This window comes from Alistipes provencensis, assembly GCF_900083545.1.
Taxonomy (GTDB): Bacteria; Bacteroidota; Bacteroidia; order Bacteroidales; family Rikenellaceae; genus Alistipes; species Alistipes provencensis.
In genome coordinates this window covers 3,637,818-3,662,111 of record NZ_LT559262.1, presented here as the reverse complement: position 1 = coordinate 3,662,111, position 24,294 = coordinate 3,637,818, and the positions used below count along the sequence as shown (strand labels likewise).

The window sequence follows — 24,294 nt, the reverse complement described above, 5'->3', positions numbered from 1 at the left end:
GGCGGGTTTCCGGCGTGTCGCCGGACCTGAATGACAAGAGGCGGGACCGAAATCCCGCCTCTTCTCTTATCTCCCTTTCCGGGGATCAGCGCTGCCGCTGGGCGTATCCCGCGAGGTTGTAGCTCACGGGCTCCGTGCTGTCGCCCACACGGTAGATGCCGAACTTGAAGTAGTAGCCGTCCTCGTCGTTGCGGCCGATCAGGATCTGTTCGTTGTCGACCAGACGGCGCGTCTGTCCGTCGCAGGCCATCACGACGTCAAGGCGTCCCGGACGCACGATTGTTTCCTCCGCGCCGCCGTACTGCGTCCAGTCGATCTCCACGGTGAAGGTCACCCAGCGATCTTTCGGAAACTCCCCGAACGGCATCCGCGCGGCGATCGTCGAAGCCTTGAATTCCGAGGTGACGGGCACCATCACCTCGGCCTTGGCCGGATTGGCGTTGCAGCGGTCGGTCTTGTCGGTGAACCAGCGGCGGTCGGAGTTGGCTTTGATGTAGAAATACCCGTTCGAGAACCCGAACGCCAGCGGGGGATAGCCGCCCTGCTCGACCTTCCAGCCCGTGGGTTTCCCGGCTTTCCAGACCGTGTTGCCTTTCTTGTCGGTCCCTGCGATGCGCTCGTAGGCCGTGTCTTTCTTGATGACGACCGTGTCCTCCATGGCGAGGAACTCCTCTGCGGGGAGCTTCATCACCCGGCCGTCGGGCGCCGTCACGAGCGTCCGGTCGGGCATGCCGTGCCACTGGGCGAAGATGGTCGATACGTCGCTGCTCAACTCCGAGGGAATGTAGACCGAAAACGTGTAGCTCCACGATGTGCCCTGCGGACAGATGCCCTTGCCGTGGTGGTAGACGGTCTTCATCCGTCGGGCGTCGGTGTAGGCTTTTTCGGGGAGCCCCTCGAAATCGGACGCCGTGGCGTAGCAGTAGGAGAGTTCCGACCGTCCCTTGGTTTCGCCCGGGGCATAGCCCGAAAGGGTGTTGTCCTCGCGTCCGAGCGTGAACCGGTAGGAGGGCTTGCCCGCATAGGGGCGGGAGTAGTCGTGGCCGAGGGCCTCGGGTTTGCGGATGCCCACGGCGACCCACTCGCCGTCGATCACCTGCTCCCTGCGGGCCGAGTCGGCCTGCACGTTCACCCGCTCGGGCAGCGGTTCGTAGCCTTTTTCCTGACCCGCTGCCGGCATCGTGGCCAGCAGCAGTCCTATTGCATAGAGTCGTTTCATCTTATCGGAGTTCATACCCTAAATTATACGTTTTGGCGCCCACGCGCACCGCGAAGCGGAGTTTGTCGCCCACGGGGGCCTTTTCCGGAACGATGGCGATCGAGCCTTGGAACGGCGCTTCGTCGGGGGCGATCACGGTGATGAACAGCACTTCGCCGCCGGCCGGTTTCTGCGCTTCGACGGCATAGGCCGGGCGCTCCTCCTTCTTGCGGTAGGCGGTCGAGACCCATCCCTCCTCCTCGCGGATCTGCACGGGGACGGTCGCCGAGGTCTTGATGCGGATGTTGTTGCCGTCGGCGAACAACGTGCGCACGGTGCCGTCCTTGGCGTATTCGATCTTGCCCGGGCAGAGGTTGAAATGCACCCCTGCGGTCCCCTCGGCCGCGCCCGACACCTGATCGGCGATCACCAGCAGGCCCTCTTCGGTGAAGAACATCGCCCGGCGGTGGGTGAGGCCCTCGTAGGAGGGATTCTCGGTCACCAGCGTCGTCAGAGCGGGCGTCGCGTCCCACAGCAGGAGCTTCGAATCGGTCTTTTCGAGGTCGCGGTTGTCGAGCGTCAGGGTGTTGTGCACGCGGGTCTGGCGGAACCAGTTGCGCTGGGCCAGCACGGCGCTGTCGCCGCCGTAGACGTAGCTGCCCGAGTCGGGGAAGAAGTTGCGGCCCCGGCGCCAGTAGTCGAACGTGCCGTTGTCGGGCTGGTTGTGCCAGAACGCCGGGGGACCGGCCTTCACGACCGTGACCGTGGCGTCCTTGTCCCACCCCGTGCGCAGGATGTAGAATCCCGAGGCCGGGAACTGCTGCGAGGTGTAGTTCGGAAGGGCGCCCTTGCGGCCGTCCGTGGCGAACCATTGCAGTTGCCTGTCGTCGGGGAACACCCGGCTCCAACTGCGGAACTGCCGTTGCAGAGTCCCCTTGTCGTGGCTCTTCGTGTCGCCGAACATCGGGTTCGTGTAGTCGGGGAAGAGCATGTTCCACGTCACGGCGGTCATCTTTCCGACGGTCTCGATGTAGCTCGCGGGGAACTCGCTTTCGTACCCGTTGGCGCGGGCCATGCCGAGGGCCTTGAGGAAGATGTCGATGGCGGCGATGTGGTAGCCGAAATCCAGCTCGAACTGCATCCCGTCGGGGTAGACCTGCACGCCGATCTCGCGGTTGAGTATCTCGATGCCGCTGCGGCGCCACTCGGCGGCTTCACGGAACTCCGGGAAGTAGATGCCCGCGAACAACATCCGCTGGGCTTCGAACAGCAGGTGGTTGCCCTGCTTGGAGTAGTTGTGGAGGATGTGGTCGGCATGCTGGCGGTAGGTGCGCAGATAGAGGTTGAGGAACTGGGGCGTGAAGCGCGGCGAACGGATCGTCAGCGCGAACTCCGTCAGCAGGTCCTGCAGCCGGCGGCTGGCCTCCATCGCGCGCCATGCGAAGCGGATGTTCTCCTTCTCGGCGGTGATCTCGGCCGCAGGAGCCCCTGCGGCGGTCAGCCGCTCGACGCCGTCCAGCGGGTTTTTCTTCACCCAGTCGGCGTACTGTTCCATCCATGCGTCGATGTATTTCACATCGCCCGTGGTGTAGTAACACTTGGCCAGCGGGATGAACCAGTAGTGACGGTGCAACTGCCAGCGCAGCTCGTTGTCTTTCACGGGCCAGTAGCGCCAGTTGATGTCGTCGCCGTAGAAATAGGAGGGCTGGTAGCCCTTGTGGGCGTAGAATTTGTGCTCCAGCGCTTCGTCGGCCTGCTTCTGCTCCAGCTTGTTGACCTTGACGTTTTCGAGGTCGAGGCCGAAGAGCTCGACGGGCTTGCGCGTGCGGAAATACCTCAGCAGCTCCTTGTCCGCCGCGGCGACGTTACCTTTGGCGACGGCTTTCTTCACCGCCTCCATCCCCGGACGGTCGAGGTCCAGCAGGTCGTAGAGCGACTTTTCGTCGCCGAGGGCCGGTGTCGTTCCGGCGGCCGATGCCGCGCCGAGCGCCAGCGCGGCGCAAAGGGTCATCAGGATTCGTTTCATTTCAGTTCGTTATTTTAGGTTGTATTTCTCTTGGTTGATTTTGACCTGTAACCGGTCGCCGTGCCAGACGGCTTTGACGCGCTGCACCGCGGCGTCTTCGGCCGGAAGCAGCACCGTCACCAGCCGCACGGGCTTTTCCGGGCGCTTTTGTACTGTGAACGTATAGGCCGGACGCTCGGTGCGCTGGCGGTAGGTGCGCGACACCCAGCCTTCGCGGCGTTCCATCCGCTCCGCCCCGAAGACTTTCAGCAGGAGGTTGTTGCCGTCGTCGAAGCGGGTCGCCGCGGAGTGCGCCGCGAAATCCTCCGCCGGGTCGCACTCCACGAGGTTGTAATGCAGGGCCACTTCGCCCTGCGCCGCGCCGAAGACTTCGTCGGCGATGACGAAGAACCGCCGGTCGACGAACCACACCGTGCGGCGGTGGGTGAGGCCCTCGTAGGAGGGATTTTCGACCGTTAGGATGTCCGTTGCGCCGTCCGTCTCCCAGCGCACGCATTTCGAGTCGGTGCGCTCGAGGTTGCGGCCGCCGAGCGTCAGGGTGTTGTGCACGCGGGTCTGGCGGAACCAGTTGCGCTGGTCGGTCACCTCCTTGTCGCCCGCATAGACGTAGCTGCCCGAGTCGGGGAAGAAGTTGCGGCCCCGGTGCCAGAGTTCGAACGTGCCGTTGTCGGGCTGGCAGTGCCAGAATCCCTGCGGCCCGGCCTTGAGGACCATCGCCGTGGCGTCCCTCTCCCAGCCGTTGCGCAGGACGTAGAATCCCGAGGTGCGCAGCGCCCGCGAAAGATGCTCCGGGGCGGCTCCCTCGCGGCCTTCGGTCGCCATCCGGCGAATGGCGGCGTTGTCGGGAAAGACCTCGGCCCACGCCCGGTAGCCGGGCAGCAGCACGGCTTTCTCCTGAAAACGGTTGTCGCTGAACAGCGGTGTCGAGTAGTCCGGGAACGAGCAGTCGATGTAGGCGTCGATCATCCGTTCGACCGTGGCGAGGTACTCCGCCGGAAAATCGCCGCGGTAGCCGTTGGCGTCCATCATTTGCAGCGCCTTGAAGAAGATGCCGATCGACTCGTGGTGGTAATGCAGGTCGAGTTCGTACTGCATGCCGTCGTCGTAGACCTGCTCGCCGATCTCGCGGTTGAGGATCTCGACGCCCGTCGCGCGCCAGCGGGCCGCGTCGCGGAACTCGGGGAAGAATACGCCTGCGAAGACGAGCCGCTGGGCCTGAAACAGCAGGTGGTTGCCCTTGGCCGAGAAATGGCGCGTGATATGCTCCGCGTGGCGGTGGTAGTTGTCGAGAAAATGCACGAGAAAATCCCCGCTGAACGCCTCGGCAGGCAGGAAATAGAGGAACTGGTGGATCTGGAACTCCAGCCGGTCGCTCACTTCGAGGGGCCTCCATGCGAAATAGACGTTTTCGGCGCGGGTCCAGTTCCCGGCCTTGCGTTCGTCATACGCCGTGAGGGGGTTCTTGCGCATCCAGTCGAGGTATTCGGCGCACCACTCCGCGGCGTAGCGCTCGTCGCCCGAGAGACGGTAGGCCTTGCCCATCGGCACCCACCACTTCATGCGGTGCAGCTGCCAGCGCAGTTCGTTGTCCTTCACGGGCCAGTACTCCCAGTCGATGTCGTCGCCGTAGAAATACGAGGGCTGGTAGCCGTGATGGACGAAGAAACGGTGCTCCATCGCCTCGTCGGCCCAGCGCCGCTCGTCCGGCGAGATCGTAATGTCCGAGAGGTCTACGTCGGGACAGACGACGCCCGTGCGGTGGCGGTAGTAGTCGAGCAGGGCCTCGGCGGCGGCCCGCTCGTCGCCCGCGGCGTGCAGCGCGGCGACGCGTTCCAGTCCGGGGTGCGTGAGGTCCAGCAGGGCGAAAACCGAGGTGTCGGCCTGCGCCCGCAGCAGGGCGGGCAGGGCGGCCAGCAGAAGCGTGATAAGTAGTTTTACAGGTTTCATGGTACGGCAAAGGTACGATAAAGCGCGGGTACCTTTTATTAATAATGACCAATCCTTTCCCGAATTTCAGCAAAGGGGTTTCAGTTTTGTGCAGTCCGATGCCGGATTTGTCGAATGACGCGCCCTGACGGGGCTTGCGACGGGGTTTTAGGACAAATTTAAGGTGCGATTCTACAAAATCGAAAGGCTTTTGCACACGATTTACGTTTTTGAGAACAATCTCCGGGGCCTTTGTTGCAGCGTTGTGCTACTTTTGCTGAAGATGAACTTCGGCTTAGACAGGCGGCGCCTCGGCATAGTCCGGGTAAACCCCGGCTCCGCACTCGGCTTGCACTGTCTTTGCAATACCTGAAAAACCGACTTATGACCAACCTGAACCACCCTGCGCTGGCCGCATCGCTCGCCGCTCTGGCCGTGACCGCCGATGCCGCCGCCGCTCCCAAACCCAAACCCTCGGCCGGGAAGCGTCCCGGCATCATCGTCATCATGACCGACCAGCAGACCGCCGGGGCTATGTCGTGCGCCGGCAATCCGTGGGTCAAGACCCCGGCGATGGACGCGCTGGCCGCCGACGGCGTGCGGTTCACACGCGCCTACTGCCCCTTTCCGCTGAGCGGTCCCTGCCGCGCCTCGCTCGTCACGGGCCGCATGCCCTTCGAGGTCGGGGCCTTCGACAACGCCATACGCCCCAACGGAGCCGACATGCAGGCCGGCATCGGCCACCGTCTTGCCGGGGCGGGTTACGAGTGCCTCTACGCCGGGAAGTGGCATGTCCCGGAGGTCAACCTGCCCGATTCGGGCACGGGATTCCGCCGCATTTCGAAGATGGACGACCCGACGCTGGCCGATGCCTGCGACGCGGCGCTGAGGGAATACGACGGCACGAAGCCCCTGTTTCTGGTGGCTTCGCTGCTCAATCCCCACGAAATCTGCGAATACGGACGCAACGAGACGCTGCATTACGGTGAGCTGGCGCCCTTCTCCACCGACGAGTGCCCCAACCTCCCGGCCAACTTCATGCCCTCGACCTATTCCGCTGAAGCTCTGGCGTTGGAACACGCCTCCTCGCCCCGCTACCACGACACCTACACCTACACCGAGGACGACTGGCGGCGCTATCTCTATGCCTATTACCGCCTTGTGGAGCGCGTCGACCGCGAGGTGGGCCGCATCGTCGGGGTGCTCAAGGCCCACGGGCTCTATGACGATTCGGCGATCATCTTCCTTTCGGACCACGGCGACGGCGTGGCCGCCCACGGCTGGAACCAGAAATGGAATTTGCAGGAGGAGGTGGTCAACGTTCCGCTGATCGTCAAGGCCCCCAAGGGGACCGGTTTGGAGGGCGTGTGCAACGACGAAGCGCTGTCGAACGTCGGGCTGGACCTCTATGCCACGGTCTGCGACTATGCGGGCGTCATCCCCGATCCGGAGCGTTACCGCGGGCGGAGCCTGCGCCCCGTGGCTGAAGGCCGGCAGGCGACGCTTCACGACGAGGTGTTCGTCGAGACGCTCCTCCCGGGCCCCGGCATGCGCGGCTGGTGCATCGTCGGCCCGCGTTACAAATACGTCCTTTACCAGTGGGGCCGCAACCGCGAGGCGCTGTACGATTTGCAGGCCGACCCCGGCGAGATGGTCAATCTGGCCGTCGACCGCCGCTACGAGGGGGAGCTGAACCGCCTGCGCCGGGCGATGTACGACCGGGGCGTCGGGATCGGTGACCCGAAGCTTGTGCGCAACCTGCGGCCCTATGCCGAAACACGGAACTGAAACCGACCTGATATATGAAAAACCTCGATTCCATGCGGTGCGGTGCGCGTTATGCCGCCGTGCCGCTGACGCTGGCAGCCCTTGCGGGGTGCAGCGAGGGGCAGCCCAAGCGCCCCAACATCATCGTCATGATGACCGACGACCACACCACGCAGGCCATGAGCTGTTACGGCAGCCTGCTGGTCGAAACCCCCAACCTCGACCGTCTGGCGCGCGAAGGCATGCTCTTCGAGAGCTGCTACGTCTCCAATGCCATTTCGGGACCCTCGCGGGCCTGCATCCTCACGGGCAAGTACAGCCATGTGAACGGCTTCACGGACAATTCGCGCACGTTCGACGGCGACCAGCAGACGTTCCCCAAGCTGTTGCACGACGCCGGCTACCAGACGGCGATGATCGGCAAGTGGCACCTCAATTCCGAGCCGCAGGGTTTCGATTTCTGGAGCATTCTCGTGGGGCAGGGCGAGTACTATTCGCCGCTGTTCATCGAGAACGGCGAGGAGCGGACCGAGCCGGGCTATGTGACGGACGTCATCACCGACAAGGCCATCGGATTCCTCGAGCGGCGCGACAAGTCGCGTCCTTTCGCCATGCTCTACTACCACAAGGCCCCGCACCGCAACTGGATGCCCGCGCAGCGTCATCTGGGCATCAACGACGACCGGGTTTTCCCCGAGCCCTTCAACCTGCTGGACGACTATTCGGGTCGCGGCAGCGCCGCCCGCGAGCAGGCGATGGAGATCGGCCGCGACATGTGGCCCGAGTGGGACCTCAAGCTGATGACCCCCGAGCAACTGGCGCAGTCCTGTGAACTCGAAACCTCGGGCGACGCCAACAAGGACGACGTGTCGCGCGCCAACGACTGGCGCAGCAGCCTGATGCAGTATCAGGCGGCCTACAACCGCATGACCCCCGAGGAGCGGGCCAACTGGGATCGGGCCTACGCCCCGCGCATCGCCGAGTACGGGCGTCTGAAAGGACGGGCGACGCAGGAGGAGCTGACGCGCTGGAAATACCAGCAGTATATGAAGGACTACTGCGCCGTCATCAAGGGTGTCGACGAGAACGTCGGGCGTCTGCTGAAATACCTCGAAGAGATCGGCGAGCTCGACAACACGATCATCGTCTACACCTCCGATCAGGGCTTCTTTCTGGGCGAGCACGGGTGGTTCGACAAACGCTTCATGTACGAGGAGTGCCAGCGCACGCCGCTGCTGGTGCGCTACCCGAAGGCCGTCGCCGCGGGCGTCCGCACCAAGGCGCTGGCTATGAACATCGATCTGGCGCCGACGTTCGTCGACATGGCCGGGCTGGAGGTTCCCGCCGACATGCAGGGCCGTTCGCTGAAAGGGGTGCTCACCTCGGGCGGCAAGACGCCCGAAGCGTGGCGCACGGGGGTCTACTACCACTATTACGAATACCCCTCGTGGCACTCCGTGAAGCGGCATTACGGCATCCGGACGGCCGATTACAAACTCATCCACTTCTACAACGACGTCGACGAGTGGGAGCTCTACGACCTGAAGAAAGACCCCCACGAGATGCACAACGTCTACAACGATCCCGGCTATGCCGCCATTCGCAGCGACATGCACGCGCGGCTCGAAAAACTCCAGCAGGAGTGCGGCGACACGGACCCCTGCGAGCGGGAGTACGAATTTTTCCGCGGCGCGGACCAACTCTGATAAATTGAAAGTCTCCCTTTACAAAGGGAGATTTAGAGGGATTTTAAAGATGAAAATCGGCGTTTTAAACGCTGTAACGGGAGTTCGACGGATTTTTATCTTTGAAATTGCACCGAATGAAACAACTAACCGATCCGTCGAACTCGCGTTATATTATGGATAGAAGAGATTTTCTGAAGGCTTCGGGATGGACCCTGCTCGGTTTGGCGGCCGCGGGCACGCTCCCCGGATGTTCGAAACTGGGCGACAAGGATTCGCTGCCCGACAACCTGAAAAAGGGATTTCCCTCGCTCAAGGACCTCAAGGTCTTCTGGGGCGACGTGCACAACCACTGCAACGTGACCTACGGCCACGGCGACCTCTCGGATGCCCTCGCCGCCGCCGAACAGCAGTTGGATTTCGTGTCGGTGACGCCCCACGCCCTGTGGCCCGACATCCCGGGCGAGAACGATCCGCGCCTCGACTGGGTCATCGGCTACCACACCGAGGCTTTCAAGCGCCTGCGCGCCGGGGGTTACGACAAATACCTCGCGGCAGTCAAGGCGGCCGACCGCCCGGGTGAGTTCCTGACATTCCCCTCCTACGAGTGCCACAGCATGGAGCACGGCGACCATGTGGCGCTGTTCCACGATTTCGACGCTCCGCTGGTCGAGTGCACCTCGGTTCCCGACCTCAAGGAGCGGCTCAAGGAGTACGACTGCTACATCACGCCCCACCACATGGGCTACATGACGGGTTTTCGCGGCTATAACTGGGCGGCATTCCGCGAGGACCGGCAGACGCCGTTCGTCGAGATGTTCTCGCGCCACGGACTCGCCGAGAGCGACACGGGCGACTACGACTACCTGCACGACATGGGCCCGCGCATCTGGGAGGGCTCGATCCAGTATGGTCTGGAGCAGGGCCACAAGTTCGGCCTGATGTGCTCCACCGACCAGCATGCCGGTTATCCGGGCAGCTACGGCGACGGCCGCATCGGAGTCTATGCCCCGGCGCTGGACCGCGACGCCATCTGGGAGAACATGGGCAAACGCCATGTCTGCGGCGTTACGGGCGACAAGATCAAGATCGACTTCCGCATCAACGGCGGCGCTTCGGGCGACGTCATCAGGGCCGGACGGCGCGAGATATACCTCAATGTCGAGGGTCAGAACGCCGTCGACTATGTGGACCTCATCAAGAACGGCCAGTGCATCGCACGGCTCAACGGCCCGCACCGCGCCGCCGCGCCCGGCGACGAGGTGATCCGCACGAAGATCAAGGTCAACTTCGGCTGGAACCGCGAGGAGGAGTACGTCCACTGGCAGGGACTGCTGCGCCTGACGGACGGCTCGATAGATGATTTGCAGACCTGCTTCCGCGGTGCGGCCTTCACCTCGCCGCAGCCCGGCGAAACGGAGTTCCACACGCGGGTCAACCGTGTCGTGGAGCGCGACGCACGGCATGTGGCGCTCGACATGTATTCGTCGAAGAATCCCAATGTGATGACCCCGGCCATGCAGGGCGTGGTCCTCGACGTGACGGCTCCCCGCACGGCGAAGCTCGTCGCCGAGTTCAACGGCCACACCTACGAACATTCGATCGGGGAGCTGCTGGAGGGCGCCCGGGCGCATTTCCTGCGCGGATGGCTCTCGGAGGCCGTTCAGTTCGAACGCGCACAGCCCGAGGCGGCTTTCTGCGCGGGTCACTACATGGTCGACGACAAGGCTCAGCGCGATACCGATTACTACTATGTGCGCGTGCGCCAGCGCGACGGACAGTGGGGCTGGTGTTCGCCGATCTGGGTGGAAAGGGCCTGACGTATGGAACGCTATGCGATCGGAATAGACCTCGGCGGCACTTCGGTGAAGTACGCCGTGGTCGCCTCCTCCGGGGAGGTGCTTTTCAGCGGCCAGCTCCCTGCCTTTGCGCAGGAGAGCGCCGAAGCGGTGCTGGGGCAGGTTCTGAAAGGAGTCGAAGCCTGCCGGGATTATGCCGCCGGCAAGGGGCTGACGCTGGCCGGGGTCGGCATCGGCACCCCGGGCGTCGTCTCGGCCGACGGCCGCACGGTGCTGGGCGGTGCGGAGAACATCGCGGGGTGGGAGAACATCCCCCTCGCCGCCCGTATCGAGGAGGCCGCGGGGCTGAAGACCCTCGCCGGCAACGACGCCAACATGATGGCGCTGGGCGAAACGCTGTTCGGGGCCGCGAAAGGGGCCACGGACGTGGTTTTCGTCACCGTCGGAACGGGCATCGGCTGCGGCGTGCTGATCGACGGCCGTCTTTTCCGCGGCTACCGCAACCGCGGCATGGAGATGGGCCACATCACCGTCAAATGCGACGGCGAGGCGTGCGCCTGCGGCGGACGGGGATGTCTGGAGCATTACGCCTCGACCTCGGCGCTCGTGCGGCGGTTCTGCGAACTGATCGGCAGCGGCGGGGATGCCGACGTCGACGGCAAGGATGTGGTTTTCTTCTACAAGGAGGGGAACCCGGCCGCCGTGCAGGCCATGGAGGAGCACTGGAACTACCTCGCGCACGGCATCGCCTCGATGATAAACCTCTTCGCCCCGCAGCGCGTGGTCGTCGGGGGCGGCATCTCCGAAGCCGGGGAGTTCTACCTCGCCAAACTCCGCGAGGGGGTCCGGCGGCAGATGATGTCGGTCTGCGGCGAAGATACCGAACTCGTGGCCGCCACGCTGGGCAACCGTGCCGGGTGCATGGGCGCCGCGGGTCTCGTCCTCGATAAAATGCCGTGACGATGAAACGAATCCTGCTCTTGGCCGCGCTTCTCGCGGCATCCGCGGCCGCGGCGCAGCTCCCGGCCGAAATCCGGCTCGACAAACAGGCGTTGCGTCCCCGCTACCGCGAGTGGGCGCAGCCCACGGGCGGCGTTGCGGTGATGCAGAATCCGCCCGCACTGCTCTGGCCCGCCTCGGGCGATTCGAAACATGCTCGCTACCGTGTGCGGCTGTCGCAGGACAGCACCTTTGCCGGAGTTGCGGCCTCGGAGCCTTTCGAATGGGCGGCTTACGCCTGCCACGAGCCGCTCGCCGAGGGTCGCTGGTACTGGCAATGGTCCGTCGCCGAGCCCGGCGCACCGGAACGCTGGTCGGAAATCCATGCCTTTACCGTCGACGCTTCGGCCCGACGGTTCGCCACCCTGACGGGTGCCGAGCTGGTGCGCAGGGTCGCCGCGATGCCTCACCACCGCCTCTATGTCTCCCGCGACGGGGTCGATGCGTTCCGCACCCGGGCGCAGCGAAACCCCGAAGCCCGGGGAGCGGTGCGGCAGGCCCGCGCCAAACTCGGCATGGAGCTCGTGCCCGTAGCCCCGACGCGTCCGCGCGATACCACGGGGATGACGCCTTTCGAGAAGAAATCGCTCATCAACTTCATGTACCACAAATTCGGCGAGGTGGTCACGCAACCCGTCGTCGATTTCTCGACGGCCTACCTGCTCACGGGCGAGGAGCCGTTCCGCGATGCCGCCGTGCGCCACGCTCTCCACGCCGCCGCGCTGCCCGTCGACAGCGATGCCACGTCGGAGGATTTCAACCGCTCGGCCATCATGTACGGGCTGGCCGTGGGATACGATACGGCGTGCGACCGCATGATGCCCGAAGAGCGGGCCGCGGTGCTCGAAGCCATCCGTGTCCGGGGCGAATATTTCTACAACCACTATGTCAAGGATTTCGAGGTTCACTCGATGGACAACCACGTCTGGCAGCACACGTTCCGTAACTTCTTCTTCTCGTCGATCGCCACGCTGGGCGACCTGCCCGAGGCCGAAAAGTGGTTCCGCTACTGCTATGAGATCTGGTGCGCACGCTTCCCGATTCTGGGCGGCGACGACGGCGGCTGGCACGACGGCAGCAGCTACATGCAGGCCAATCTGGTGACGTTCATCTATGTGCCGTTCGTCCTCACGCGCCTGACGGGTGTCGATTTCTTCGACCTGCCGTGGTACCGCAACCTGCCCTCGTTTCTCATTTACTCCTTCCCGAAAGGCTCCTACGCCACGGGTTTCGGCGACGATTACGAGAAGATGACCTCCCCGTCGCAGCTCTACATGGGCTTCGCCGACGCGCTGGCCCGCGAACTCCCGAGCCCCGAAGCACGGTGGTACGCCGACCAACTGATCGGCAGCGATCCGAAGAACCTCTACCGTTCGAAGGGCTTCACGCTCTACCGCATACTGACCGACAAACCCGCCGACCGGGTGGCCCCCAAGGCCCCTGCGCGCAATACTTCGCGCTTTTATCCCGATGCGGGCTTCTCGCTGATGCACACCGACCCGGCCGATGCGTCGGACGACCTGATGGCGGCCTTCTTCGCCCTGCCGTTCGGCTCGACGGGCCATGTCCACGCCGCGCACAACGGCTTCACGATCAACTACGGCGGCCGCCAGTTGTTCGGCGGTACGGGCTACTATTCGAATTTCAACGACAAGCATACGCTGATGCACTACCGTTCGCGGGGCCACAACACGATCCTCGCCGACGGCATGGCGCAGGTCATCGGCGAGAACGGCTACGGCTGGCTGGCGCGCTTCGCCGACAACGAGGCGCTGACCTACACGCTGGGCGACGCTTCGCACGCCTACGACTCGATCCGCACGCCGTTCTGGATCGACCGCATGGAGAAATCGGGCGTGGACTACACCCGTGAAAACGGGCTGGGCGATCCGGGCGTCACGCGCTTCCGCCGCCATTTCCTCTTCCTGAAACCCGACGTCGTCGTCATTTACGACGAATTGGAGGCCCGTGAACCCGTCGCATGGACGTGGCTGCTGCACAGCCACAACCGCCTGACACAAGCCGGAACGAATGCCGTCGCGGCTTCCAACTCGCTGGCCGAGGGGCGGATGGACCTCTTCACCTCAAGTGATTTGGAGCTGAACCTCACGGACCGGTTCTTCTCCCCGGCGGTCAACTGGAAGAAACGCACGGGACCCGACGGCAAGGTGCAGGAGTATGTGAACCAGTGGCATTCGGAGTTCACGACCGTGGCGAAGAGCCGCGCGCAGCGTTTTCTGGCCATTTTCCGCATCACCCCCGAGGGCCGCAAGCCGCTGGCGTTGAAACGCGACTCGAAAGGCCGCGTGACGGTCGGCGGATGGACCGTCGCCGCCGAACTCGACGCCTCGAAACCCGCATCGCTCTCGGTCACGGACCGCCGCGGCAACGCCGTGCTCTACAACACCCCGGCGTCGAAGACCGGGGGCAGCACCGTCGTTCGCCGCAGGGGTGAGGCCGACCGCGAACTGGTCGACGAGCTCCCCGCGTCGGTGCGCTGACGCCGCTGATTCCGCGACTGCCGCCGGACGTGCCTTACGCCCGGCGGTGGCGTTTCCGGGGCCGAAAAACGCTGAGGGCTTCGGAAATTCCGAAAAAAAGCGTATATTTATACACCCAAGCCACTACAATATGCTGAAACTCAAACATGCGCTTCTCCTGCTCGCTCTGTTCGCCGTTTTCTCCGGCAGGGCCTCCGCAGCCATCGAATTCCGGACGCTGTCGGTCAACGAGGGTCTGTCGCAAAGCACCGTGATGGCCATTGCGCAGGACGGGATGGGGCGTATCTGGATGGGGACGCAGGATGGTCTGAACTGCTACGACGGCTATTCGTTCACGGTGTTCCGCCGCATGGAGGGCGATCCGCAGAGTCTGGGCGACAACTCGGTCAACGCGCTGTTCGCCGACGGGGGCCTGCTCTGGATCGGCACGGCGTCGGGACTGTCGTGTTACGACGCCTCGACGCAGACTTTCGAGAATTTCCGGCTCGAGGGGCGTAACATGCAGGTCGCCGACATTGCCGCCACGGCCGACGGCGATCTGATCCTCGCCACCGATCTGGGCATCGTGCTCTTCGACCGCGCCAGCCGCGAGCTCGAGATCAGGACTTACCTTACGGGCATCAGCGTGCATGCCGTCTGTCCCTCGCGCGACGGATTTCTGGTCGGAACCTCCAACGGCATCTACACCTACTCCTCGACCTACGGCAACGCCGTGCGCATCCTGCCGCAGATGGCTCGTTACGACATCGCCAGCATCGTCGCCGACGGCGACGGATACTGGGTCGCCACCCACGGCAACGGCCTCTACCGCCTCGACGGGACGTTGCAGGTCACCGGGCGCTATGACGCGGCGGCGAATCCCGGGCTGGTCTCGGACTACATCCGCGTCCTGAAAACCGACTCCGAGGGGCGGCTCTGGATCGGCACTTTCGACGGCCTTTCGATCCGCGACCCGCAAAGCGGGCGCTTCGAACGCTATGTGCACACCTCCGAGGCGGGTTCGCTGAGCCACAACTCGATACGCTCCATCTTCATCGACGCCCAGCGGGGTGTCTGGCTCGGGACCTACTACGGCGGAGTGAGCTACTACCATCCGCTGGCCCGCCGTTTCGGGGTGCTGCGCCACGACCCGACGCGCAATTCGCTGGGCGACAACACGGTGAGCTGCATTGTCGAGGACCCCGCGTCGGAGAGCCTCTGGATCGGCACCAACGACGACGGCGTGAATCTTTACGACCGCCGCACGGGGCGTTTTACGGAGTTCAACACCGCCAACGGCGCCCTTTTGTCGAACAACGTCAAATGCGTCTATCCCGACGGCCGCGGCCGCGTGTGGATCGGCACCCACGCCGGGGGACTGAGCTCGATGGATGCCGCGACACGGCGCACGCGCCACTATCCGGTCAACGCCTCGATCCCGATCAACAACAGTTGTTATTCGCTGCTCGACGGCGGCGACGGGACGCTGTGGGTCGGCACGCTCAACGGACTGCTGTCGTTCGACACCGCCGCGGGGCGTTTCTCGCGCCACCTCTGCGCCGATTACGAGCCCCGGCTGGGGTCGTTGCAGATCACGACGCTTTTCCGCGATTCGAAACGCCGCGTGTGGATCGGCACCGGGGCCGGGCTGTACCTCTGGCAGCCCGACGTGCGGCAGGTGATGACCTGCGAGCTGAATCCGGTGAAGGAGGGAATTTCCCCCCCCCGGCGGGATATCGCCGTGATGTGCGTCACGGAGGATTCACACCGTAATATCTGGATCGGTACCCGTCACGGGTTATACCGCTACAACGCTTCGGACAATTCGTTCACGCGCTTCACCGTGGCCGACGGACTGCCCAACGACTTCGTCTACGGCATCCTCGAGGACGAGCTGGCGCGGCTGTGGATTTCGACCAACAGCGGTCTGGCGTGCTTCGACACCCGGAAGAACACCTTCCGCCGCTACTCCCTGCGCGACGGCATCGCCAACAACCAGTTCAACCTCTACTCCTACTGCCGGAGCCGCGACGGGATATTCTGGTTCGGCGGCATCGGCGGCATCACATGGTTCCGGCCCCACGATCTGGTGGACAACCCATTCGCGCCCGAGCCGCAGATCACGGGCGTCGACGTGGCCGATGCGGACGGCGACCGCCGCGTGCGCATCGAGCGCGATTCGGCGGGTCGGGTCACGGCGGCGGCGTTCCCCTCCGTGCGCAACATCTTCACGGTGCGCTTCGTGGCGGTCAACCCGCTCTCCGGGGGTCGCAACACCTTTGCCTATAAGTTAGAGGGCTTCAACACCCGCTGGTACGAGACCTCGCACCTCGAGGCCAACTATTCGAACCTCAAGCCCGGGCACTATGTCTTCAAGGTCCGCGCGGCGAACAACGACGGACGCTGGAACGAACTCCCCGCGACGGTCGAGATCCGCGTGCTGCCGATGTGGTGGCAGACTCTCGTGGCGAAAATTCTGTGGGTGCTGCTGGCGCTGGGCTTCGTCGGAGGTGTCGTGGCGGCGCTGCTGGGCCGCATGAAGATGAAGATGCAGTTGCGTGTGGAGCGGCTGGAGAAGGAGTCCATCGGCCAGCTCAGTCAGGAGAAGATACGTTTCTACATCAACCTCTCGCACGAACTGCGCACGCCGCTGACGCTGATTCTCTCGCCCCTGCAGGAGATTCGTGAACACGGCACGGCCGACAAATACGTTTCGTCGCGTCTGAACTACATCTACCGCAACAGCCTCAAACTGTTACACATCATCAACCAACTGCTGGACTACCGCAAGGCCGAACTGGAGATGTTCAAGATGAAGGTCGCCGTGCAGGACGTCGACGCCATCGTCGCCGAGGTCTTCTCGATGTTCGAGGAGGTGGCCCAGAACCGCGACATGGATTATATCCTCAGCTCCGAGCTGAAGGGCGAGGCGCTGCCCGTCGACCGGATGTTCCTCGAGATGATGCTCACCAACCTGCTGTCGAACGCCTTCAAGTTCACGCCCGACGGCGGCATCATCCGCGTTGCGTTGCAGCGCGGCGAGGGGTGTTTCCGCCTTACGGTCCGCGACTCCGGCATCGGCATCCCGCCCGACCAGCAGGAGCGTATTTTCGAGCGTTTCTATCAGGTCAGCGAATCGCACGACGGTTCGGGCATCGGGCTCTCGATCGTCCGCCGCATCGTCGAACTGCATCAGGGGTCGATCGCCCTGCGCAGCGAACCGGGGCGTTTTTCGGAGTTCACCATCACGCTGCCCGACAATATCGAAGTCTATCCGGCCGGGAAACGCGCCGGGGAGCACGACGTGCGGGCCTCGATCATCCGCGACGCCGAGAAGTTCCTGCCCGAGGAGTGGTCGGGCGAGGGCGGCGATTTCGCTCCGGCCGAGGAGGTTCCGGAGCAGACGCGCGGCACGATCCTGCTGGTCGAGTCCAACGCCGAAGTGGCGCGCTATGTCGCCGACCATTTCAAGGCCCGTTACAGCGTCGAGGTGGCCGCCGACGGCAACGACGCCCTCGAACGGCTCAAGACGCTGGAGCCCGACATCATCATCGCCGACCGCGTCCTGCCGGGATTGGACGGGCTGAAACTCTGTCAGGCGGTGAAGCAGAACATCCGCACCTGCCACATCCCGGTGGTGATCCTCGCCACCGAAGGCAGCGTCGAGGAGCAGATCACGGGCATCGAGGCCGGGGCCGACAGCTACCTGCCGATGCCGCTGTCGATCTCGCTGCTTGCGGCCAATGTCCAGAACCTGCTGAAGGCCCGCTACCGGATGCGCCACTACTATTCCGACGACGCGGAGATCGACCCCGACAAGATCACCTCCAACTCGATGGACGGGGAGTTCTTGAAAAAGGCCATCCGCATCGTCGAGGAGAACATGGACAACGAGGAGTTCTCGTCGAACGATTTCAGCAAGGCGCTCTGCATGAGCCGTTCGAACCTCCACCTGAAGATGAAGTCCATCACGGGCGAGTCGGCCACGAAGTTCATCCGCAAGATACGTTTCAACTACGCCTGCAAACTGCTGCTGGACCGCAAATACTCGATTTCGGAAATCAGCTCGATGGTGGGTTTCAACTCCCCGTCGTATTTCGCCACGAGTTTCAAGAAGCACGTCGGATGCCTGCCCACGGAGTATGTCCGCAGCCGCACCAAGGGCGAGAAGGCAGGGTAGAAGCCTCATTCGCATGCAGAAAATCCCCGGAACCTTTGGCGCAGGTCCCGGGGATTTTTGTAAGTGAGCCGGTCGGTTCTCCTATTTGGAGAAGATCGACGAGATTTCCTTGTAGTTGTGTACGCGCTCGATGACGTCGGCGAAGAGGTCGGCGACCGACAGGACGGTGAATTTGTGCAGGTCCTTGTCGGGGTTGAGCGGAATGGTGTCCGTGACGATCACCTCCTCGAGGGCGCTGTCGTTGATGCGCTCGTAGGCCGGGCCCGAAAGCACCGGGTGGGTGATGGCGGCGCGGACGCTCTTCGCCCCGCGGGCCATGAGCATGTCGGCGGCCATGCAGATCGTGCCGGCGGTGTCGATCATATCGTCGACGATCAGCACGTTACGGCCCTCCACATCGCCGATGGCGGTCATCTTGCCCACGACGTTGGCCTTCGCACGCTCCTTGTGCGAAATGATGATCGGCGTTCCCAGCAGCTTGGAGTAGGTGTTGGCGCGTTTGGCGCCGCCCATGTCGGGGGCCGCGATCGAGAGGTCCTCGATGTTGAGGCTCTTGATGTAGGGAACGAAGATGCCGCTGGCGTAGAGGGCATCGACCGGAACGTCGAAAAATCCCTGAATCTGGTCGGCGTGCAGGTCCATCGTCATCACGCGGTCGACACCTGCGGCCATCAGCATGTTGGCCACCAGCTTGGCGCCGATCGGCACACGGGGACGGTCCTTGCGGTCCTGACGCGCCCAGCCGAAGTAGGGCACCACGGCCACGACCTGATGCGCCGATGCACGGCGTGCGGCGTCGATCATCATCAGCAGCTCCATGAGGTTGTCCGAGGGCGGGAAAGTCGACTGGATGATGAAGACCGTACAGCCGCGGATCGACTCGTTGTAGCAGGGCTGGAATTCGCCGTCGCTGAAACGCAGGACCTCCGACTGTCCGAGCGTCGTGCCGAAGCTGGCGGCGATCTTGGTGGCCAGATATTCCGAACCGCGTCCGGTGAAGATTTTGATTTTGTGGATAGCCATAGGTTACGAGGATTTTTTTGACGTTGCAAATATAGGACAATACGACGAAAAATCGCCCCCTTTCAGGCGCGATTTTTCAACATTCGGTTAAACATTTCCGGAACGGGCCGGTTTTCGCTTCGGGGACCGGACATTTTGTTCCCGGCCTCCGGGACGGTTAGGGTCAGTTTTGCTGTAAGCATTCATCTATATAGGCGAGGATCTCCTCGCGTCCGGTGCCCTTCTCCGACGAGGAGACGAACATCGGAGGCAGCTCCTCCCACTGTTCGGCGAGTGCCGTCCGGAACCGCTCCACGCTCTTCTCCCGCTGGGTTTTCGAGAGCTTGTCGGCCTTGGTGAAGATGATGGCGAACGGAATGCCGTTCTCGCCCAGCATCTCGATGAAGCGCAGGTCGATCTTCTGGGGTTCGAGGCGGATGTCCGCCAACACGAACAGGAAGTGCATCTTCTCGCATTTGAGGATGTAGTCGGTGATGAGTTTCGAGAACTCCCCGCGCTGCGCCTTCGACGTGCGGGCATAGCCGTAGCCGGGCAGGTCGACGAGGTACCATGCGTCGTTGATGCGGAAATGGTTTACCAGCCGGGTCTTGCCGGGCGTTCCCGACACCTTGGCCAGCCCTCCGTGTCCGGTGAGCATGTTGATGAGCGACGACTTGCCGACGTTGCTGCGCCCGATGAAGGCGATGTCCTTCAGGTCGTCTTTCGGGACCTGCGAAATGCGCTCCGACGAGCATTTGAATTCGGCTTTGGTAATCTGCATCGTTTCTGGATTTTCTACAAAGATACGAAAAAGTTTTTACCTTCCTCCCGTCCGCTCCATCTTCAGCGAGTAGCGTATCACGGCGGGCGGCGGACCTTTGCCGCGGTCGGTTGGAGATGTCGGTTGTTTTTTGTATATTGTGCTGTCGAAAAGACAGATTTCCGCCCTGTTTTGCATCCGTTTTGCAGCGAAACACCCGGATTAAAAACACCCGCTTATGAAAATTCCCGCTCTGACGATGCTGTGCGCTGCTGCGCTGGCCGTCCAATCACCCCAGGCCGAGGCCTGCACCCGCGCCGTTTACCTCGGCCCCGACGGCATGACCGTGACGGGCCGCACGATGGACTGGCGCGAGGACCCGCTCACCAATCTCTACATCTTCCCGCGCGGCATCGAGCGCCGCGGTGCGAACAGCGACAATACGGTCTTCTGGACCTCGAAATACGGCTCGCTCTCGGCCGCAGGCTACGACATCGGCGTCGCCGACGGCATGAACGAGGCCGGACTGGTCGCCAGCCTGCTGTTCCTGCCCGAATCGGTCTACGAACGTCCCGGCGACACGCGCCCCGTCATGGGCCTGAGTATCTGGACGCAATATGTGCTGGACAATTTCGCCACCGTGGACGAGGCCGTGACCGAGCTTGCGAAAGAAAAGTTCCGCCTCGACGCCCCCGACCTGCCGAACGGCGTGAAGTCGCGGCTCCACCTGGCGATTTCCGACGCTTCGGGCGACAGCGCGATCTTCGAATACCGCGACGGCAAACTGGAGATACACCACGGTCGCCAGTATCAGGTGATGACCAATTCACCGTTCTACAACGACCAGTTGGCGATCCTCGACTACTGGCAGCAGATCGGCGGTCTTACGATGCTTCCCGGCACCAACCGCGCTCCGGACCGCTTCGTGCGGGCTTCGTTCTACATCAACGCCGTCGTGCAGAGCTCCGATCCGAAAATCGCCGTGCCGGCTGTGATGTCGGTCATGCGCAACGTCTCGGTGCCCTACGGCATCTCGACGCCCGACAAACCGCACATCTCCTCGACGCGCTGGCGTTCGGTCTGCGACCAGAAGAACCGGGTCTATTATTTCGAGCCGACGCTGGCTATGGAGACCTTCTGGGTGAACCTCGCGGCGATCGACTTTTCGAAGGGCAGCGGCGAGCGGACCCTCACGCTCGTCGGCGGAAAGAACTACGCGGGCGACGCCACGGCGAAGTTCCGCAAGAGCGCCAAGCCGTTCGTGTTCCTGTTCGGGGCGTGACGGCGCTGCTGGAAATGAAAATCCCCGGAGTTTGCGCTCCGGGGATTTTTCGTATCAGCGGTGACGGGGATATTTGTTGTTGAAGCGGTAGCCGACGCCCAGCATCAGGTAGTTGGGCATGTGAAAATCGCGCAGACTGTATCCGATGTGGACATACGAACTGTGCGTCACGGCGACTTTCAGGGTCAGCATCTGGTAGAAGGATTTCAGGTCGCCGCCTTTGTGCAGGACGTTGACGCCCAGTCCGATGCCGATGTTGAAATAGGGCATCACGAACTCCCCGCGGGCCGAAACTCCCAGCGCGATCTGCTTGTCGAACCCGGGTTTCTCCACCACGAGGTCCCGCCTTTCGCCCATCGGCACGATCTGATCGCCGATGGTGATGTTGGCGCTGCCGTCGTAGACGCCGTCGAGCGACACGCCCGCCCGGAACTTGTAGCCGAAGTTGTACATCGAGGCGAAGTTGAATCCCACGACCGTGTAGGCGTCCGGCGCGGCGTACTGCCTGTCGCCCTCCTCGATGCCCTTGCGGCGCCACGAACCGAAGAGCGTGAGGTCGTAGCTGACGTGGCGCGGGAATGCGGGGTAGATGGTTCTCGTGGGGGCTTCGGAGGGGTTGCGGCCGAAATTATAGGTCAGCCCGGCGCGCAGGCCCACGGAGTTGAGGCCCGCGTTGGGGAACTTGGTATTGCCGTTGGAGAAATGCGAGAGCGAGACGCCCGCCGAGAAATCGACCTCGCGCGTGACCATCCAGTTGAGGAGGAAATCGACATTGAGGAAGGCGTTCATCTTCGAGCCCATCATCATATTGAGCCGGTTGGTCTCCCCGTCGTAGGGCTTCCAGCCGAACGAAAGCCCGAAATTCCATTCGTAGTCGAACGACAGCCGGGGGCTGATGCGGGCGATGCGGGCGCCTTGGAAAAGATAAACCGCGATGGGGTTGCCCAGTTCGTCGGGGTTTCCGAAGTCGTAGTAGGCGACTCCGAGTCCCTGATAGGCGCCGCCGTAAATCCGGTCGGGCAGCGACCCCGGACGGTACTGGAACGAGTAGCGGAGGTGCCCCGAAAGGGAGAGGTCGATGGGTTTCCCGGCCAGATTGTTGCCCTGCACGAAGGGGTTGGTCGGGAAGATGTATTCGGGGCGGAATTCGCCGCCGAGACGGTGCATGAAGCGGCGCGTGGAGGCTGCTTTGGCGCTGTATGCCGTATTACCTGCGGCGGGGAACCGGTTGGCGTCGAATCCGGACCGGTCCCGCAGCCCGGCCTCATAGCCTGCGCGGTATCCTGCCCGATAGCCTGTTCGGTAGGCGCTGCTGTCGCGCTGGCGGATGCTGTCCGGGGCATCGGCTGTCGTTTCGTCGGTTGTGGGAGTCCCTGCCGGGGGCCTTTGCGCCGCAGCCATGCCGGACAGGAGGACGAGGATTCCCGCAAGAACCGCAGTTTTCCAAGTCCGTATTTTATTTTTCATCGTGAGGCTCAAATTCTTGTTTTGACGCCGAAGTTACGAATTTTTCCGCAATCCCGGCAACCGCGGACCTACTAATACTGAAAAAAGTCCTCCCTTTGGGGGAGGACCTGCATTGAACCGGCTGTGGGTCAATAGCCTAATAGCGGGGCTGTCGGATCAGTACCCCAGTATGCGCAGCATCGAACGGTAGGACTGCTCCTTGGCGAACAGCGGCCCGTGGAAGCCCTCCTTCTCAAAGGAGGGTTGGGAGGATTGTCTGCGCTGGGTATTACACGCGTTTTTAAGCGCGTCGGATCAGTACCCCAGTATGCGCAGCATCGAACGGTAGGACTGTTCCTTGGCGAACAGACGCGTGTAATACTCGTTGTCCGACTTGTCGCGGTCGATGATGATGTGCTTGGGGGCGGGGATCAGGCAGTGCTGGATGCCTCCGAAGCCGCCCAGCGACTCCTGATAGGCTCCCGTGTGGAAGAACCCGATATACTGCGTGTTGCCCGCTTCGAGTTTCGGGAGGAAGATGGCGCTGGTGTGGCACTCCGAGTTGTAGAAATCCTCGCTGTCGCACGTCAGCCCGCCCAGCAGCACGCGCTGGTACTCCTTGTCCCAGTTGTTGACGGCCAGCATGATGTAGCGCTGGTTGATGCCCCATGTGTCGGGCAGGGTAGTGATGAACGACGAGTCGATCATGTACCAGTTCTCGCGGTCGTTCTGCTGCTTCTGGTTGACGATCGAGTAGAGCGCCGCGCCGCTTTCGCCCACGGTGAACGAACCGAACTCGGTGAAGATGTTGGGTTCCTCGACGCCGTTGCGCTCGCAGATGTTCTTGATCTGGCTGATGATCTCCTCGGTGAGGTATTCGTAGTCGTATTCGAAGTTGAGCGTGTTCTTGATCGGGAAACCGCCGCCGATGTTGAGGCTGTCCAGCTCGGGGCAGATGGCCTTCAGCTCGCAGTAGACGTTCATGCACTTCGACAACTCGTTCCAGTAGTAGGCCGTGTCTTTGATGCCGGTGTTGATGAAGAAATGCAGCATTTTGAGCTGGAACTTCTTGCTGTTTTTGAGCTTGGCCTTGTAGAAATCGACGATGTCGTTGTAGCGTATGCCCAGCCGGGAGGTGTAGAAATCGAACTTGGGCTCCTCCTCGCAGGCGATGCGGATGCCGACCTTGCACTTCTTGGTGAAGGAGTCCTCGAACAATTCGAGCTCCTCTTTGTTGTCCAGCACGGGGATCGTGTTCGAGAAGCCGTCGTTGACCAGTTGGGCGATGTTCTCGACATACTGCGGGCGTTTGAAGCCGTTGCAGATGATGTAACGGTCCTTGTCGATGATGCCGCCGTCGTAGAGGGCGTTGATGATGTGGATGTCGTAGGCCGACGAGGTTTCCAAGTGGATGTCGTTCTTCATGGCCTCCTCCAGCACGAACGAGAAGTGGCTCGACTTGGTGCAGTAGCAATAGTTGTACGAACCCTTGTAGTCGACCTTCGCCATCGCCACGTTGAACATGCGCTTGGCACGGTTGATCTGCTGGGAGATCTTCGGCAGGTAGGTGATCTTGAGCGGAGTTCCGTACTGTTTGATCAGTTCCATCAACGGAATGTCGTGGAAATTCAGCTCGTTGTCCTCGACGGAGAACTCATCCTGCGGGAAATCGAACGATTGTTCGATCAGGTCGATGTACTTGTCTTTCATGGCTCGTTCGGTAAGGTTTTTTCAATCCGGCTCG

14 protein-coding genes are annotated in these 24,294 nt (G+C 62.6%); 7 read left to right on the top strand and 7 right to left on the bottom strand.

The genetic code is table 11. From position 1 onward, the window contains the following. Positions 1-85: 85 nt before the first annotated feature. The 3 genes from BN5935_RS14310 to hepC are packed head-to-tail and all read right to left on the bottom strand — an operon-like array spanning position 86 to position 5,171. The gene (locus BN5935_RS14310; protein ID WP_064976694.1) at positions 86-1,219 is read right to left on the bottom strand and encodes a heparin lyase I family protein; all 1,134 of its coding nucleotides are present in this window, start codon (positions 1,217-1,219) and stop codon (positions 86-88) included. 1 nt (position 1,220) lies between these two features. Next, positions 1,221-3,224 carry a heparinase II/III family protein gene (locus BN5935_RS14305; RefSeq protein ID WP_064976693.1) on the bottom strand — a complete coding sequence of 668 codons (2,004 nt, stop codon included), beginning with the start codon at positions 3,222-3,224 and terminating at the stop codon, positions 1,221-1,223. 9 nt (positions 3,225-3,233) lie between these two features. Further along, positions 3,234-5,171 carry a heparin-sulfate lyase HepC gene (gene hepC, locus BN5935_RS14300; protein ID WP_064976692.1) on the bottom strand — a complete coding sequence of 646 codons (1,938 nt, stop codon included), beginning with the start codon at positions 5,169-5,171 and terminating at the stop codon, positions 3,234-3,236. 363 nt (positions 5,172-5,534) lie between these two features. Here hepC and BN5935_RS14295 point away from each other — a divergent pair, with 363 nt between their 5' ends. The 6 genes from BN5935_RS14295 (at position 5,535) to BN5935_RS14270 (ending at position 18,060) form a co-directional block, all read left to right on the top strand. Continuing rightward, positions 5,535-6,938, top strand: a complete 1,404-nt coding sequence (locus BN5935_RS14295) for a sulfatase family protein (protein ID WP_064976691.1) — start codon at positions 5,535-5,537, stop codon at positions 6,936-6,938. A gap of 32 nt (positions 6,939-6,970) precedes the next feature. Beyond that, positions 6,971-8,623 carry a sulfatase family protein gene (locus BN5935_RS14290; RefSeq protein WP_064976984.1) on the top strand — a complete coding sequence of 551 codons (1,653 nt, stop codon included), beginning with the start codon at positions 6,971-6,973 and terminating at the stop codon, positions 8,621-8,623. 155 nt (positions 8,624-8,778) lie between these two features. Then, positions 8,779-10,422, top strand: a complete 1,644-nt coding sequence (locus BN5935_RS14285; protein ID WP_064976690.1) for a Tat pathway signal sequence — start codon at positions 8,779-8,781, stop codon at positions 10,420-10,422. A 3-nt stretch (positions 10,423-10,425) separates the two neighbouring features. Continuing rightward, positions 10,426-11,361 (top strand): ROK family protein, encoded by a 936-nt coding sequence (locus BN5935_RS14280; protein WP_064976689.1) that lies wholly within the window; start codon positions 10,426-10,428, stop codon positions 11,359-11,361. A gap of 2 nt (positions 11,362-11,363) precedes the next feature. Beyond that, positions 11,364-13,901, top strand: a complete 2,538-nt coding sequence (locus tag BN5935_RS14275; protein WP_064976688.1) for a DUF4962 domain-containing protein — start codon at positions 11,364-11,366, stop codon at positions 13,899-13,901. Between the two features lie 130 nt (positions 13,902-14,031). Further along, positions 14,032-18,060 carry a hybrid sensor histidine kinase/response regulator transcription factor gene (locus BN5935_RS14270; RefSeq protein ID WP_064976687.1) on the top strand — a complete coding sequence of 1,343 codons (4,029 nt, stop codon included), beginning with the start codon at positions 14,032-14,034 and terminating at the stop codon, positions 18,058-18,060. Positions 18,061-18,141: 81 nt separating this feature from the next. On the opposite strand, the gene BN5935_RS14265 is transcribed toward BN5935_RS14270, so the two are convergent. Further along, positions 18,142-19,083: a ribose-phosphate diphosphokinase gene (locus tag BN5935_RS14265; protein WP_010260905.1), complete on the bottom strand. Its 942-nt coding sequence runs from the start codon at positions 19,081-19,083 to the stop codon at positions 18,142-18,144. 163 nt (positions 19,084-19,246) lie between these two features. Next, complete coding sequence (gene yihA / locus BN5935_RS14260; protein ID WP_064976686.1) at positions 19,247-19,843, bottom strand: ribosome biogenesis GTP-binding protein YihA/YsxC; 597 nt, start codon at positions 19,841-19,843, stop codon at positions 19,247-19,249. Positions 19,844-20,060: 217 nt separating this feature from the next. Between yihA and BN5935_RS14255 the strand changes: the two genes are divergently transcribed. Next, positions 20,061-21,104 (top strand): linear amide C-N hydrolase, encoded by a 1,044-nt coding sequence (locus BN5935_RS14255; RefSeq protein WP_064976685.1) that lies wholly within the window; start codon positions 20,061-20,063, stop codon positions 21,102-21,104. A gap of 54 nt (positions 21,105-21,158) precedes the next feature. Here BN5935_RS14255 and BN5935_RS14250 read toward each other — a convergent pair whose 3' ends face one another. Both BN5935_RS14250 and BN5935_RS14245 read right to left on the bottom strand, forming a co-directional pair. Further along, positions 21,159-22,571 carry an acyloxyacyl hydrolase gene (locus tag BN5935_RS14250; RefSeq protein ID WP_064976983.1) on the bottom strand — a complete coding sequence of 471 codons (1,413 nt, stop codon included), beginning with the start codon at positions 22,569-22,571 and terminating at the stop codon, positions 21,159-21,161. 294 nt (positions 22,572-22,865) lie between these two features. Further along, positions 22,866-24,260 carry a type III PLP-dependent enzyme domain-containing protein gene (locus BN5935_RS14245; protein WP_010260865.1) on the bottom strand — a complete coding sequence of 465 codons (1,395 nt, stop codon included), beginning with the start codon at positions 24,258-24,260 and terminating at the stop codon, positions 22,866-22,868. Between the last annotated feature and the right edge of the window lie 34 nt (positions 24,261-24,294).